Origin of the sequence: Streptomyces viridiviolaceus (genome assembly GCF_014650995.1) — a bacterium.
In the GTDB taxonomy this organism is placed as follows: Bacteria; Actinomycetota; Actinomycetes; order Streptomycetales; family Streptomycetaceae; genus Streptomyces; species Streptomyces viridiviolaceus.
Map to the genome: position 1 here is coordinate 114,030 of NZ_BMWA01000025.1, position 14,696 is coordinate 128,725.

Genomic DNA, 14,696 nt, shown 5'->3' on the forward strand with positions numbered 1-14,696 from the left:
CCGTGACCGCAACCCTGATCTGGATCCTTGTCGTCCTCGTCGCGATCGGCCTGTACCTGAGCTGGACGGCCGGGCGGCTGGACCGGCTGCACGCCAGGATCGACGCCGCCCGGGCCGCCCTGGACGCACAGTTGCTGCGCAGGGCCTCCGTGGCACAGGAACTGGCCACCTCGGGCGTGCTCGATCCGGCCGCCTCGATCGTGCTGTACGAGGCCGCCCACGCCGCCCGCCAGGCCGAGGAGGAGCAGCGTGAGGTCGCCGAGAGCGAGCTGACCCAGGCCCTGCGCGCCGTGTTCGCGGATCCGCAGCAGGTGGACGGCCTCCGTGAGGCGCCCGGGGGAGAGGAAGCGGCCCACGAGCTGACCGAGGCCGTACGGCGCGTCCCGATGGCCCGGCGTTTCCACAACGACGCCGTGGGTGCGGCCCGCCGTCTGCGCGAGCACCGCAAGGTGCGCTGGTTCCGGCTGGCCGGGCACGCGCCCTTCCCGCTGGCGTTCGAGATGGACGACGAGCCGCCGGCGGCGCTGGTGGACCGGGCGGCCTGACCCGCCGCCGCGCGAAAAGGAGCCACAGCCTTCTCATTGGCCCTTGCTGTGGCCTGGTCCGTTCACGTTTCCTCAGTGCTGAAGAAATCGTCCTTCCCTTCAGTGAGGTCATCCGTGTCCAGCACGCTCTCCGAAAACCAGGCTCCCGAGACCGGCACCGCCCGCGTGAAGCGCGGCATGGCCGAGCAGCTCAAGGGCGGCGTGATCATGGACGTCGTCACGCCGGAGCAGGCGAAGATCGCCGAGGACGCGGGCGCCGTCGCGGTCATGGCCCTGGAGCGGGTCCCGGCCGACATCCGCAAGGACGGCGGCGTGGCCCGCATGTCCGACCCGGACATGATCGAGGGCATCATCGACGCCGTCTCCATCCCGGTGATGGCCAAGTCCCGCATCGGCCACTTCGTCGAGGCCCAGGTCCTGCAGTCCCTCGGCGTCGACTACATCGACGAGTCCGAGGTCCTCACCCCGGCCGACGAGGTCAACCACTCGGACAAGTGGGCGTTCACCACCCCCTTCGTCTGCGGTGCCACCAACCTCGGTGAGGCCCTGCGCCGCATCGCCGAGGGCGCGGCGATGATCCGCTCCAAGGGCGAGGCCGGCACCGGCAACGTCGTCGAGGCCGTCCGTCACCTGCGCCAGATCAAGAACGAGATCGCCCGTCTGCGCGGCTACGACAACCACGAGCTGTACGCCGCCGCCAAGGAGCTGCGCGCCCCGTACGAGCTGGTCAAGGAGGTCGCCGAGCTGGGCAAGCTCCCCGTGGTCCTCTTCTCCGCCGGTGGCGTCGCCACCCCGGCCGACGCCGCGCTCATGCGGCAGCTCGGCGCCGAGGGCGTCTTCGTCGGCTCCGGCATCTTCAAGTCCGGCGACCCGGCCAAGCGCGCCGCCGCCATCGTGAAGGCGACCACCTTCTACGACGACCCCAAGATCATCGCGGACGCGTCCCGCAACCTCGGCGAGGCCATGGTCGGCATCAACTGCGACACCCTCCCCGAGACCGAGCGCTACGCCAACCGCGGCTGGTAAGCACCATGAGCACTCCTGTCATCGGCGTCCTGGCCCTCCAGGGCGACGTCCGGGAGCACCTCGTCGCCCTGGCCGCGGCCGATGCCGTGGCCAGGCCGGTCAGGCGCCCCGAAGAACTCGCCGAGGTGGACGGACTGGTCCTGCCCGGCGGCGAGTCCACCACCATCTCCAAGCTGGCCGTCCTCTTCGGAGTGATGGACCCCCTCCGCGCGCGCGTGCGCGACGGCATGCCCGTCTACGGCACCTGCGCGGGCATGATCATGCTGGCCGACAAGATCCTCGACCCGCGCTCCGGCCAGGAGACCGTCGGCGGCATCGACATGATCGTGCGCCGCAACGCCTTCGGGCGGCAGAACGAGTCCTTCGAGGCCGCGCTCGACGTGAAGGGCATCACGGGTGATCCTGTGGAGGGCGTCTTCATCCGCGCCCCCTGGGTGGAGTCCGTGGGTGCCGCGGCCGAGGTGCTCGCCGAGCACGACGGCCACATCGTCGCGGTCCGCCAGGGCAACGCGCTGGCCACCTCGTTCCATCCGGAACTGACCGGCGATCACCGTGTGCACCGCTTCTTCGCCGACATGGTGCGCGCGTACGGCGCGGCGGAGTCCTTGTAGGATCTCTGCGTTCGTACAAAGACGGGTTACGCGAAGGAGACAGGCAGATGTCCGGCCACTCTAAATGGGCCACGACGAAGCACAAGAAGGCCGTCATCGATGCCAAGCGCGGCAAGCTCTTCGCGAAGCTGATCAAGAACATCGAGGTCGCGGCCCGGATGGGCGGCGCCGACCCCGACGGCAATCCGACGCTGTACGACGCCATCCAGAAGGCCAAGAAGCAGTCGGTCCCCAACAAGAACATCGACTCCGCGGTCAAGCGCGGCGCGGGCCTCGAGGCCGGCGGCGCCGACTACGAGACGATCATGTACGAGGGCTACGGTCCCAACGGCGTCGCGGTGCTCATCGAGTGCCTCACCGACAACCGCAACCGCGCCGCCTCCGACGTCCGCGTCGCCATGACCCGCAACGGCGGCTCCATGGCCGACCCGGGCTCGGTGTCGTACCTGTTCAACCGCAAGGGTGTCGTCATCGTCCCCAAGGGCGAGCTGTCCGAGGACGACGTGCTCGGCGCGGTCCTGGAGGCGGGCGCCGAGGAGGTCAACGACCTCGGCGAGAGCTTCGAGGTCATCAGCGAGGCCACCGACCTGGTCGCGGTCCGCTCCGCCCTCCAGGACGCCGGCATCGACTACGAGTCCGCCGACGCCAACTTCGTCCCGACCATGCAGGTCGAGCTGGACGAGGAGGGCGCCAAGAAGATCTTCAAGCTGATCGACGCGCTCGAGGACAGCGACGACGTGCAGAACGTCTTCGCCAACTTCGACGTCAGCGACGAGATCATGGAGAAGGTCGACGCGTAACGCCGAGCGGCAACGGCGGTTCCGGCGGGCCGGTGGGGACACCTCCTCACCGGCCCGCCGCTCCTGTCAGTGGCAGCGGATAGCCTGGCGGACGTCAGAGATCACCGTCCGCGGACCTCGACCATCGATCGAGGAACCCCGACGGCGATCAGCCAGGTCCGCGAGGGCGGCGGCGGATCAGCCGCGCAGAGGGGAGGGGCGCGTGCGCGTACTGGGGGTGGACCCGGGCCTGACCCGCTGCGGTGTCGGCGTCGTCGAGGGGGTCGCCGGGCGACCGCTCACCATGCTCGGCGTGGGCGTGGTGCGCACCCCCGCGGACGCCGATCTCGGGCACCGCCTCGTCGCCGTCGAGGAGGGCATCGAGCGGTGGCTCGACGAGCACCGCCCGGAGTTCGTCGCCGTGGAGCGCGTCTTCAGTCAGCACAACGTGCGCACGGTCATGGGCACCGCCCAGGCCAGCGCCGTCGCCATCCTGTGCGCCTCCCGCCGCGGCATCCCCGTCGCCCTGCACACCCCGAGCGAGGTCAAGGCCGCCGTCACCGGCAGCGGACGCGCCGACAAGGCCCAGGTGGGCGCCATGGTCACCCGCCTGCTGCGACTCGCCGCGCCCCCCAAGCCCGCCGACGCCGCCGACGCCCTCGCGCTCGCCATCTGCCACATCTGGCGCGCCCCCGCGCAGAACCGGCTCCAGCAGGCCGTGGCCCTGCACGCACCGAAAGCCCCGCAGGCCCCGCGGGCCCCGCAAGCATCGAAAGGCCGTACGGCATGATCGCCTTCGTCAGCGGCACGGTCGCCGCCCTCGCTCCCGACGCCGCGGTGGTCGAGGTGGGCGGTGTCGGCATGGCCGTCCAGTGCACGCCGAACACGCTGTCCACGCTCCGCGTCGGCAAGCCCGCCAAGCTCGCCACGTCCCTCGTCGTGCGCGAGGACTCCCTGACGCTGTACGGCTTCGCGGACGACGACGAGCGCCAGGTCTTCGAGCTGCTGCAGACCGCCAGCGGCGTCGGCCCCCGCCTCGCCCAGGCGATGCTGGCCGTGCACACCCCGGACGCGCTGCGCCGGGCGGTGTCGACCGCAGACGAGAAGGCGCTGACCGCCGTGCCGGGCATCGGCAAGAAGGGCGCCCAGAAACTGCTGCTGGAGCTGAAGGACCGCCTCGGCGAGCCCGTCGGCGCACCGGCCGTCGGCGCACCGGTCGGTGCCGGCTGGCGCGACCAGCTGCACGCCGCCCTGATCGGCCTCGGGTACGCGACCCGGGAGGCCGACGAAGCCGTCTCCGCCGTGGCCCCCCAGGCGGAAGCCGCCGGCGGCACGCCGCAGGTGGGCCAACTGCTCAAGGCGGCCCTGCAGACCCTGAACCGAGCCCGCTGACCGACCACACCCCGAGGCACATCACATGAACTGGGACGACCCGACCGACAACGGCGCCGGCGAGCGGCTGGTGGGCTCCGTCGCCGACGGAGAGGACCAGGCCGTCGAGGCGGCTCTGCGCCCCAAGGACCTCGGCGAGTTCATCGGCCAGGAAAAGGTCCGCGAGCAGCTCGACCTCGTCCTGCGCGCCGCACGCGCGCGTGGCGCCACCGCCGACCACGTACTCCTCTCCGGCGCCCCCGGCCTGGGCAAGACCACCCTCTCCATGATCATCGCGGCCGAGATGGGTGCCCCCATCCGCATCACCTCCGGCCCCGCCATCCAGCACGCCGGCGACCTCGCGTCGATCCTGTCCTCCCTCCAGGAGGGCGAGGTCCTCTTCCTCGACGAGATCCACCGCATGTCGCGGCCCGCCGAGGAGATGCTCTACATGGCCATGGAGGACTTCCGTGTCGACGTCATCGTCGGCAAGGGCCCCGGCGCCACCGCCATCCCGCTGGAGCTGCCGCCGTTCACCCTGGTCGGCGCCACCACCCGGGCCGGCCTGCTGCCGCCCCCGCTGCGCGACCGCTTCGGCTTCACGGCGCACATGGAGTTCTACGGCCCGGCCGAGCTGGAGCGGGTCGTCCACCGTTCGGCGGGCCTGCTGGACGTCGAGATCGACACCGACGGTGCGGCGGAGATCGCCGGCCGCTCCCGCGGCACGCCGCGCATCGCCAACCGCCTGCTGCGCCGGGTCCGTGACTACGCCCAGGTCAAGGCCGACGGCCTGATCACCCAGGAGATCGCCGCGGCCGCCCTCGCGGTGTACGAGGTCGACGCCCGTGGCCTGGACCGCCTGGACCGGGCCGTGCTGGAGGCCCTGCTGAAGCTGTTCGGCGGCGGACCCGTCGGCCTGTCCACCCTCGCGGTCGCGGTGGGGGAGGAGCGGGAGACCGTCGAGGAGGTCGCCGAGCCGTTCCTCGTCCGGGAGGGCCTGCTCGCCCGTACCCCGCGCGGACGGGTCGCGACACCGGCCGCATGGGCGCATCTCGGCCTCACACCGCCGCGCGCGCAGACTGCGGGAAACGGACAACAGGACTTGTTCGGGGCGTGACGCGGCCGTCGCGGCGAGCACACTGGCAGGACCAGGAACCCTGGTGCCATGCTGAGCGTTGTTCCATGCGCGCGGACTCGCTTAGACTCCGCCGATGCCGCCCCTGTCGGCGGTGCACACACCCCCAACCATCAGGCCGCTCACCATCGCGGTCGTGTGAAGGAAGTACCGACCCGTGAGTCTCGTGACCCTCCTCCCGTTCATCGTGCTCATCGGGGCCATGTTCCTGATGACCCGGTCGGCGAAGAAGAAGCAGCAGCAGGCCGTCGAGATGCGGAACCAGATGCAGCCCGGTTCCGGCGTCCGCACCATCGGGGGCATGTACGCCACGGTCAAGGAGGTCAACGAGGACACGGTCCTCCTCGACGCCGGTCCGGGCGTCGAGCTGCTCTTCGCCAAGAACTCCATCGGCGCCGTCCTCAGCGACGACGAGTACAACCGCATCGTCCACGGCATCGAGCACGACCTGAAGTCCGACGCCGACATCGTTCCGGACGACGCCTCCTCCCTCACCGAGACCGACACCTCCGCCACCGACGCCTCCGCCTCCGACGACAAGTCCGTCGACCTCGGTAAGAAGGACTCGGCCGACGAGCCGGCCGAGGACGCCGCGCCCGCCGAGGCGAAGACGGACGAGCAGGCGAAGAAGGCCGACGGCGGCTCCGAGGCGAAGTAGCCGTGCCCCGGGGCGCGTGGGCCAGGCCCGCGCGCCCCGTGTGACGCGCGGCTCGCACGGTATCCCGACACCATGTCATGGCCGCCGGTACGCCGATCCGGCGCGAGGCGGCCCGAGAGGGAGTACGAGAAGGTGGCAGCACCTAAAAAGGGACGTAATGCGAGCGCCCAGAGCAAGCCGGGGCGCTCGCTGGCCCTGATTCTGATCGCCATCGTGGCGCTCACCGGGGGAATGTTCGCCTCCGGACACACCACTCCGCGTCTCGGCATCGACCTGGCGGGCGGTACGAGCATCACGCTGAGGGCGGTGCCCGAGGCCGGCCAGGAGTCGGCGATCAACAAGACCAACATGGACACCGCGGTCGAGATCATGGAACGCCGTGTCAATGGTCTTGGTGTCCAGGAGTCCGAGGTCCAGACCCAGGGCGACCGGAACATCATCGTCAACATCCCCAAGGGGACGAACTCCAAGGAAGCCCGCGAGCAGGTCGGCACCACCGCCAAGCTCTACTTCCGCCCCGTCGTGGCCACCGAGCTCTCCGGCCCGGCCGGGACGGCCAGCCCCACGCCGAGCGCCTCCGGTAGCGCCTCGGGCAAGGCCACCGACAAGGACAAGGCCACCGACAAGGCCACCGACGGCGAGAAGGCGAGCTCGTCGCCGTCCGCCTCGGCGAGCTCCACCACCCAGGGCCGTGCGGCCACCGACGCCCTGAAGGCCGACCCCTCCCCCTCGGGCAGCGCTTCCCCGTCCCCGAGCGGCAGCGCCGCCGGCGACGACAGCAGCAAGCTCCAGGCCGCGTACGCCGCGCTCGACTGCACCGACGAGAGCGCGCGCGCCAAGGCCGGCGACGGCGCCAAGCCGCAGGACTCGACGGTGGCCTGCGGCCAGAACTCGCAGGGCCAGTGGCAGAAGTACATCCTCGGCCCCGCGGAGGTCGACGGCACGGACGTCGACGAGGCCAAGGCCGTCTTCAACACGCAGACCGCCGCGGGCTGGACCGTCACGATGGACTTCACCGACGGCGGCGCCAAGAAGTTCGCGAACATCACCGGCAAGCTGGCCCAGAACCAGTCGCCGCAGAACCAGTTCGCCATCGTGCTGGACAACGAGGTCGTCTCCGACCCGTACGTCAGCCAGGCGCTGACCGGCGGCAACGCCGAGATCTCCGGCAACTTCACGCAGGAGGAGGCCCAGAGCCTCGCCAACATGCTGTCCTACGGTGCCCTGCCGCTGACCTTCAAGGAGGACAGCGTCACCACCGTCACCGCCGCGCTCGGCGGTGAGCAGCTGCAGGCCGGTCTGATCGCCGGCGCAATCGGCCTCGCCCTGGTCGTGATCTACCTGCTCGTCTACTACCGCGGCCTGTCCTTCATCGCCGTGGCCTCGCTGCTGGTGTCCGCGGCCCTGACGTACGTGATCATGTCGCTGCTCGGCCCGACCATCGGCTTCGCCCTGAACCTGCCGGCGGTCTGCGGTGCCATCGTCGCCATCGGCATCACGGCGGACTCGTTCATCGTGTACTTCGAACGCGTCCGCGACGAGATCCGCGAGGGCCGCTCGCTGCGCCCCGCCGTCGAGCGGGCCTGGCCGCGCGCCCGGCGCACCATCCTGGTCTCGGACTTCGTGTCGTTCCTCGCCGCCGCGGTGCTCTTCATCGTCACCGTCGGCAAGGTGCAGGGCTTCGCCTTCACGCTGGGTCTGACCACCCTGCTCGACGTGGTCGTCGTCTTCCTCTTCACCAAGCCGCTGCTCACGCTGATGGCCCGCCGCAAGTTCTTCGCGAGCGGCCACAAGTGGTCCGGTCTGGATCCGAAGAGCCTGGGTGCCAAGCCGCCGCTGCGCCGCACGCGCCGTCCCGCCCATCCCGGCCCCGTCGACCCGAAGGAGGCGTGAGAGATGTCGAAACTCGGCAACCTCGGCGCCCGACTGCACCACGGCGAGGTCGGCTACGACTTCGTCAAGAACCGCAAGATCTGGTACGGCATCTCGATCCTGATCACCATCACGGCCATCGTCGGCCTGGCGGTGCGCGGCCTGCACATGGGCATCGAGTTCCAGGGCGGTGCCGTCTTCACCACCCCGAAGAACATGAGCGCCTCGGTCTCCCAGGCCGAGGAGTACGCGGAGGAGGCGTCCGGCCACGACGCGATCGTCCAGAAGCTGGGCGACGGCAGCCTGCGCATCCAGATCGCGGGCACCGACACCGCGCAGTCGGACCAGATCAAGGAAGCGCTCTCCGAGGACCTGAAGGTCGACGCCGAGAGGATCAACGCCGACCTGGTCGGTCCCAGCTGGGGTGACCAGATCGCCAACAAGGCGTGGCAGGGTCTCGGGATCTTCCTGGTCCTCGTGGTGATCTACCTGGCGATCGCGTTCGAGTGGCGCATGGCGCTCGCCGCGTTCGTCGCACTGATCCACGACATCACCATCACGGTCGGCATCTACGCCCTCGTCGGCTTCGAGGTCACGCCGGGCACGGTGATCGGTCTGCTGACGATCCTCGGTTACTCGCTCTACGACACGGTCGTCGTCTTCGACAGCCTCAAGGAGCAGACGAGGGACATCACCAAGCAGACCCGCTGGACCTACAGCGAGATCGCCAACCGGTCGATCAACAGCACGCTGGTGCGTTCCATCAACACCACGGTGGTCGCCCTGCTGCCGGTGGGCGGCCTGCTGTTCATCGGCGGCGGTGTCCTCGGCGCGGGCATGCTCAACGACATCTCGTTGTCGCTGTTCGTCGGCCTCGCGGCCGGTGCCTACTCCTCGATCTTCATCGCCACGCCGCTCGTCGCCGACCTCAAGGAGCGCGAGCCGCAGATGAAGGCCCTCAAGAAGCGTGTCCTCGCCAAGCGTGCCCAGGCCGCGGCGAAGGGCGAGTCCCCGGAGGATGCCACGTCCGACGGCTCGTTCGACGAGCCCGACGACGCGACTCCCGCGGTCGTCGGCCCCCGCGACCAGCCCGCCTCCCGTACCCGGGGCCGTGGCGGACCCTCGGGGAAGCGCCGATGACCGAGCTCGCAGACATCTCGGCACTCCTGCTCAGCCGCATCCGGGACGTGGCCGACTACCCGGAGCCGGGTGTGGTGTTCAAGGACATCACCCCGCTCCTGGCGGACCCGGCGGCGTTCACCGCGCTGACCGACGCCCTCGCCGAGATCGCCGAGCGCACCGGCGCCACCAAGATCATCGGTCTGGAGGCCCGGGGCTTCATCCTCGGCGCCCCGGTCGCCGTCCGGGCCGGCCTGGGCTTCATCCCCGTACGCAAGGCGGGCAAGCTCCCCGGAGCCACCCTCAGCCAGGCGTACGACCTGGAGTACGGCTCGGCCGAGATCGAGGTGCACGCCGAGGACCTGACCGCCGACGACCGCGTGCTGGTCGTCGACGACGTCCTCGCCACCGGCGGCACCGCCGAGGCGTCACTCCAGCTGATCCGCCGGGCCGGCGCGCAGGTCGCGGGCCTCGCCGTCCTGATGGAGCTGGGCTTCCTCGACGGGCGGGCCCGGCTGGAACCGGCCCTGGCCGGGGCCCCGCTGGAGGCGCTGCTCACCGTCTGACGGCCCTGGTGGCACACCGGAGGCGGGCCCGGAGGAATCCGGCGCCCGCCTCCGGTGTTTCTCCGGTTGACGGCCTTCACACCGGCCAGAAGGCGATCCTGCGACGCCGGATCGCTACCATGGGGTTTCCGGAGCCTGACCGGGGGACCCGGATCGCGCACGAGGAGTCCTCTTGCCAGACGAGGCCCAGCCACTGACCGCCGCCAAGCCCGAGTCCGCCTCGGCTTCCGCGGCGAAGCCCGCGCCGAGCGCGCCGCACGCGAAGAACGACACCCGCGGGCCGCTCCGGCACGCCCAGTCGGCGCCCGTCGACAAGCCGGCCGAGCAGCAGCCGCGACCCAAGCCCGCACCGCCCGAGCGCGCCCCCAACCCCCCTGTCGTCCGCACGCCCGCCGGGCAGCCCTCCCGCACCGGCTCCTCCAACCGCGTCCGGGCCCGCCTCGCGCGACTCGGCGTCCAGCGCGCCAACCCCTACAACCCGGTGCTGGAGCCGCTGCTGCGGATAGTCCGGAGCAACGACCCCAAGATCGAGACGGCCACGCTCCGCCAGATCGAGCGCGCCTACCAGGTCGCCGAACGCTGGCACCGCGGCCAGAAGCGCAAGAGCGGCGACCCGTACATCACGCACCCCCTCGCGGTGACCACGATCCTCGCCGAGCTGGGTATGGATCCGGCCACGCTGATGGCGGGCCTGCTGCACGACACGGTCGAGGACACCGAGTACGGCCTGGACGATCTGCGGCGCGACTTCGGCGACGTGGTCGCCCTGCTCGTCGACGGCGTCACCAAGCTGGACAAGGTCAAGTTCGGCGAGGCCGCGCAGGCCGAGACCGTGCGCAAGATGGTCGTCGCCATGGCGAAGGACCCGCGCGTCCTGGTCATCAAGCTCGCCGACCGCCTGCACAACATGCGCACCATGCGCTACCTCAAGCGCGAGAAGCAGGAGAAGAAGGCGCGCGAGACCCTGGAGATCTACGCGCCGCTCGCCCACCGCCTGGGCATGAACACCATCAAGTGGGAGCTGGAGGACCTCGCCTTCGCGATCCTCTACCCCAAGATGTACGACGAGATCGTCCGCCTCGTCGCCGAGCGCGCGCCCAAGCGCGACGAGTACCTCGCCATCGTGACCGACGAGGTCCAGCAGGACCTGCGGGCGGCCCGCATCAAGGCGACCGTCACCGGACGTCCCAAGCACTACTACAGCGTCTACCAGAAGATGATCGTCCGTGGCCGTGACTTCGCGGAGATCTACGACCTGGTGGGCATCCGCGTCCTCGTGGACACCGTCCGCGACTGCTACGCGGCGCTCGGCACCGTGCACGCGCGATGGAACCCGGTCCCGGGCCGGTTCAAGGACTACATCGCGATGCCCAAGTTCAACATGTACCAGTCGCTGCACACGACGGTCATCGGGCCCAACGGCAAGCCGGTCGAGCTGCAGATCCGCACCTTCGACATGCACCGCCGCGCCGAGTACGGCATCGCCGCGCACTGGAAGTACAAGCAGGAGGCCGTCGCCGGCGCCTCGAAGGTGCGCACCGACGCGCCCAAGTCGTCCGGCAAGAGCAAGGACGACCACCTCAACGACATGGCGTGGCTGCGGCAGCTGCTGGACTGGCAGAAGGAGACCGAGGACCCCGGCGAGTTCCTGGAGTCCCTGCGCTTCGACCTCTCCCGCAACGAGGTCTTCGTCTTCACCCCCAAGGGCGACGTCATCGCGCTCCCGGCGGGCGCGACCCCCGTCGACTTCGCGTACGCGGTGCACACCGAGGTCGGTCACCGCACCATAGGGGCCCGGGTCAACGGCCGGCTGGTCCCACTGGAATCGACGCTGGACAACGGCGACCTGGTGGAGGTCTTCACCTCCAAGGCGGCCGGTGCGGGCCCCTCCCGCGACTGGCTCGGCTTCGTGAAGTCGCCGCGCGCCCGCAACAAGATCCGGGCCTGGTTCTCCAAGGAACGCCGGGACGAGGCCATCGAGCAGGGCAAGGACGCCATCGTCCGCGCCATGCGCAAGCAGAACCTGCCGATCCAGCGCATCCTGACCGGCGACTCCCTGGTGACCCTCGCGCACGAGATGCGTTACTCGGACATCTCCGCGCTGTACGCGGCGATCGGCGAGGGCCATGTCTCCGCGCAGAACATCGTGCAGAAGCTGGTCCAGGCGCTCGGCGGCGAGGAGGCGGCCACCGAGGAGATCGACGAGGCGGTACCGCCGTCCCGGGGTCGCGGCCGTAAACGCCGCACCAGCGCCGACCCCGGTGTCGTCGTCAAGGGCGTCGAGGACGTCTGGGTCAAGCTGGCCCGCTGCTGCACGCCCGTACCCGGCGACCCGATCATCGGCTTCGTCACCCGTGGCAGCGGCGTATCGGTTCACCGCAGCGACTGTGTGAACGTGGACTCGCTGTCCCGGGAGCCCGAGCGCATCCTCGAGGTCGAGTGGGCACCCACCCAGTCCTCCGTCTTCCTGGTCGCCATCCAGGTCGAGGCCCTGGACCGCTCCCGGCTGCTGTCGGACGTCACCCGCGTGCTGTCCGACCAGCACGTCAACATCCTCTCGGCGGCCGTCCAGACCTCCCGCGACCGCGTCGCCACCTCCCGCTTCACCTTCGAGATGGGCGACCCGAAGCACCTCGGTCACGTCCTGAAGGCCGTACGGGGCGTGGAGGGCGTCTACGACGTGTACCGGGTGACGTCGGCGCGCAGGCCGTCGTAACAGCCCCGCGAAGAAGCGGCCCGGCGGTGGGACACACCGCCGGGCCGCTTCCCTCACACGGGCTTGATCAGCCGCCGAACTCCTGCAGGCCCTTCAGCGCCTGGTCCAGCAGCGCCTGCCGGCCCTCGAGCTCCTTCTCGAGCTTGTCGACCTTGGCGTTGTTGCCCTGGGCGCGCGCCTGCTCGACCTGGGACCGCAGCTTGTCCACGGCGGCCTGGAGCTGGCCGGTCAGACCCTCGGCACGCGCGCGTGCCTCCGGGTTGGTCCGGCGCCACTCGGCCTCCTCGGCCTCCTGGATCGCCCGCTCGACCGCGTGCATGCGGCCCTCGACCCTCGGCCGGGCGTCGCGCGGCACATGGCCGATGGCCTCCCAGCGCTCGTTGACCGAGCGGAACGCGGCGCGGGCCGCCTTCAGGTCCCGGATCGGCAGGAGCTTCTCGGCCTCCTCGGCCAGCTCCTCCTTGAGCTTGAGGTTCTCCGCCTGCTCGGCGTCGCGCTCGGCGAAGACCGAGCTGCGCGCCGCGAAGAAGACGTCCTGGGCGCCGCGGAAGCGGTTCCACAGGTCGTCCTCGTGCTCGCGCTGGGCACGCCCGGCGGCCTTCCACTCGGCCATCAGGTCGCGGTAGCGCGCGGCCGTCGGACCCCAGTCCGTCGAGTTCGACAGCGCCTCCGCCTCGGCGACCAGCCGCTCCTTGGTCTGGCGGGCCTCCTCGCGCTGCGCGTCCAGCTGGGCGAAGTGCTGCTTGCGCCGCTTGGAGAACGCCGACCGCGCGTGCGAGAAGCGGTGCCACAGCTCGTCGTCGGACTTGCGGTCCAGCCGCGGCAGGCCCTTCCAGGTGTCCACCAGGGCCCGCAGCCGCTCACCGGCCGCCCGCCACTGGTCGGACTGCGCCAGCTCCTCGGCCTCGGCGACCAGCGCCTCCTTGGCGCCGCGCGCCTCGTCGGACTGCTTGGCCCGCTGCGCCTTGCGCTCCTCGCGGCGCTTCTCCACCAGCTCGACGAGCTTGTCCAGCCGGCCCCGCAGAGCGTCCAGATCACCGACCGCGTGGTGCGCGTCCACCTGCTCGCGCAGGTGCTCGACGGCGGCCAGGGCGTCCTTCGCCGACAGGTCGGTGGTCTTCACTCGCTTCTCGAGGAGGCCGATCTCGACAACCAGGCCCTCGTACTTGCGCTCGAAGTAGGCCAGCGCCTCCTCGGGGGAGCCTGCCTGCCAGGAACCGACGACCTTCTCGCCGTCGGCCGTACGCACGTACACGGTCCCCGTCTCGTCGACGCGGCCCCACGGGTCGCTGCTCACAGCGCCTCCTCCACATGATGCCTGCGGAGGGTTTTGCCGCCCCCGGGCATCGTCCACAGTTTCGTCACGGCCAACATAGGCGACCGGCGGGTGGCCTGTCCGCATCCCGCGCGACCGAAATTCCGCAGTTGGGGGTCAGGATTTGGTGACGGTCGCCTTGTCGATCACGACCGTCGCGTTGGGCGCTCCGTCACCCGCGCCGGTGCTCTCACCCGCGGCGGCGATCTTCTTCAGCACCGTCATGCCGTCCTTGGAGATCGTCCCGAACGGTGTGTAGCTGGGCGGCAGCGGACTGTCCTGGTACGCGAGGAAGAACTGGCTGCCGCCCGAGTCCGGCTGGCCGGTGTTCGCCATCGCCACCGTGCCCGCCGGGTACGTGTTGCCCTTCAGGCTCTTGTCCTTCAGGTTCTCGTCCGGGATGTTGTAGCCCGGACCGCCGCTGCCCTGACCCGTCGGGTCACCGCACTGCAGGACGAAGATCCCGTTGGTGGTGAGCCGGTGGCAGGCGGTGTGGTCGAAGTAGCCCTTGCCGGCGAGGAAGTTGAACGAGTTGACGGTGTGCGGCGCCGCCGACGTCTTCAGGTCGATGTCTATGTCGCCGCAGGTCGTCGAGAGCGTCATCGCGTACTTCGCCGACTTGTCGATGGTCATCGCAGGCTCCTTCTTCCAGGTCTGCGTCTTGACCTTGCCCTCGGCGGGCTTGTCGCACGGGTCCGGCGCCTTGCTGGTGGGCGAGGCGCTCGGCGTGACCTCCGCGCTCGCGTTCGCCTTGCCGTCGTCGTCCTCGAGGACCCCGGTCGTGTACAGCGCGAGGCTGCCGACCAGTACCACGCCGAGCACCGACGCGATCACCGCGTTGCGCATACGCGCCTTGCGCCGCGCGGAGGTACGTCGCTGCTGTTGCCGCAAGAACTTCTCCCGGGCGAGCTGACGCCGCCGCTGTTCCTGGCTGACCACGGGGTTCTCTCCTCATGCGTCGTGTGTGCCGACCGGTACGCGTG

At 70.3% G+C, this 14,696-nt stretch carries 14 protein-coding genes; 12 read left to right on the forward strand and 2 right to left on the reverse strand.

The window, feature by feature from the left end:
• Window positions 1-2 precede the first annotated feature (2 nt).
• The 12 genes from IE260_RS31070 to relA all read left to right on the forward strand — a co-directional run bounded on the left by IE260_RS31070 (window position 3) and on the right by relA (window position 12,398).
• Window positions 3-545 (forward strand): LemA family protein, encoded by a 543-nt coding sequence (locus IE260_RS31070; RefSeq protein WP_189877892.1) that lies wholly within the window; start codon window positions 3-5, stop codon window positions 543-545.
• 114 nt (window positions 546-659) lie between these two features.
• Window positions 660-1,571, forward strand: coding sequence for a pyridoxal 5'-phosphate synthase lyase subunit PdxS (pdxS, locus tag IE260_RS31075; protein ID WP_122214951.1), 912 nt, complete (start codon window positions 660-662; stop codon window positions 1,569-1,571).
• Between the two features lie 5 nt (window positions 1,572-1,576).
• Entirely contained in the window at window positions 1,577-2,182 is a 606-nt protein-coding gene (gene pdxT / locus IE260_RS31080; RefSeq protein ID WP_189877894.1) for a pyridoxal 5'-phosphate synthase glutaminase subunit PdxT, read from the forward strand.
• 47 nt (window positions 2,183-2,229) lie between these two features.
• Window positions 2,230-2,982 (forward strand): YebC/PmpR family DNA-binding transcriptional regulator, encoded by a 753-nt coding sequence (locus tag IE260_RS31085; protein ID WP_189877896.1) that lies wholly within the window; start codon window positions 2,230-2,232, stop codon window positions 2,980-2,982.
• Between the two features lie 202 nt (window positions 2,983-3,184).
• Window positions 3,185-3,751: a crossover junction endodeoxyribonuclease RuvC gene (gene ruvC / locus IE260_RS31090; RefSeq protein WP_189877898.1), complete on the forward strand. Its 567-nt coding sequence runs from the start codon at window positions 3,185-3,187 to the stop codon at window positions 3,749-3,751.
• A complete protein-coding gene (ruvA, locus tag IE260_RS31095; protein ID WP_189877900.1) occupies window positions 3,748-4,353 on the forward strand; it encodes a Holliday junction branch migration protein RuvA in 606 nt (201 codons plus the stop codon). The genes ruvC and ruvA overlap by 4 nt, the downstream gene beginning before the upstream one ends.
• Window positions 4,354-4,378: 25 nt before the next feature.
• Window positions 4,379-5,449 carry a Holliday junction branch migration DNA helicase RuvB gene (gene ruvB / locus IE260_RS31100; RefSeq protein WP_189877902.1) on the forward strand — a complete coding sequence of 357 codons (1,071 nt, stop codon included), beginning with the start codon at window positions 4,379-4,381 and terminating at the stop codon, window positions 5,447-5,449.
• Between the two features lie 175 nt (window positions 5,450-5,624).
• Window positions 5,625-6,125 carry a preprotein translocase subunit YajC gene (gene yajC / locus IE260_RS31105; protein ID WP_189877904.1) on the forward strand — a complete coding sequence of 167 codons (501 nt, stop codon included), beginning with the start codon at window positions 5,625-5,627 and terminating at the stop codon, window positions 6,123-6,125.
• A gap of 132 nt (window positions 6,126-6,257) precedes the next feature.
• Window positions 6,258-8,018 carry a protein translocase subunit SecD gene (gene secD / locus IE260_RS31110; RefSeq protein ID WP_189877969.1) on the forward strand — a complete coding sequence of 587 codons (1,761 nt, stop codon included), beginning with the start codon at window positions 6,258-6,260 and terminating at the stop codon, window positions 8,016-8,018.
• Between the two features lie 3 nt (window positions 8,019-8,021).
• Complete coding sequence (gene secF, locus IE260_RS31115) at window positions 8,022-9,137, forward strand: protein translocase subunit SecF (protein WP_189877906.1); 1,116 nt, start codon at window positions 8,022-8,024, stop codon at window positions 9,135-9,137.
• A complete protein-coding gene (locus IE260_RS31120) occupies window positions 9,134-9,682 on the forward strand; it encodes an adenine phosphoribosyltransferase (protein ID WP_189877908.1) in 549 nt (182 codons plus the stop codon). The genes secF and IE260_RS31120 overlap by 4 nt, the downstream gene beginning before the upstream one ends.
• A gap of 172 nt (window positions 9,683-9,854) precedes the next feature.
• A complete protein-coding gene (gene relA, locus IE260_RS31125) occupies window positions 9,855-12,398 on the forward strand; it encodes a GTP pyrophosphokinase (RefSeq protein ID WP_189877910.1) in 2,544 nt (847 codons plus the stop codon).
• A 67-nt stretch (window positions 12,399-12,465) separates the two neighbouring features.
• Here the strand turns inward: relA and IE260_RS31130 are convergent, their stop codons facing one another.
• Window positions 12,466-13,695: a DUF349 domain-containing protein gene (locus tag IE260_RS31130; protein WP_189877912.1), complete on the reverse strand. Its 1,230-nt coding sequence runs from the start codon at window positions 13,693-13,695 to the stop codon at window positions 12,466-12,468.
• Between the two features lie 135 nt (window positions 13,696-13,830).
• On the reverse strand, window positions 13,831-14,652 hold the full coding sequence (locus tag IE260_RS31135) for a peptidylprolyl isomerase (protein ID WP_189877915.1): 822 nt from the start codon (window positions 14,650-14,652) through the stop codon (window positions 13,831-13,833).
• Window positions 14,653-14,696 lie beyond the last annotated feature (44 nt).

What these genes read in the sequence shown, in the direction of transcription:
- pdxT (WP_189877894.1), top strand. Translation starts at nt 1,577, where the DNA reads ATGAGCACTCCTGTCATCGGCGTCCTGGCCCTCCAGGGCGACGTCCGG.
- IE260_RS31120 (WP_189877908.1), top strand. Translation starts at nt 9,134, where the DNA reads ATGACCGAGCTCGCAGACATCTCGGCACTCCTGCTCAGCCGCATCCGG.
- secF (WP_189877906.1), top strand. Translation starts at nt 8,022, where the DNA reads ATGTCGAAACTCGGCAACCTCGGCGCCCGACTGCACCACGGCGAGGTC.
- ruvA (WP_189877900.1), top strand. Translation starts at nt 3,748, where the DNA reads ATGATCGCCTTCGTCAGCGGCACGGTCGCCGCCCTCGCTCCCGACGCC.
- ruvB (WP_189877902.1), top strand. Translation starts at nt 4,379, where the DNA reads ATGAACTGGGACGACCCGACCGACAACGGCGCCGGCGAGCGGCTGGTG.
- IE260_RS31085 (WP_189877896.1), top strand. Translation starts at nt 2,230, where the DNA reads ATGTCCGGCCACTCTAAATGGGCCACGACGAAGCACAAGAAGGCCGTC.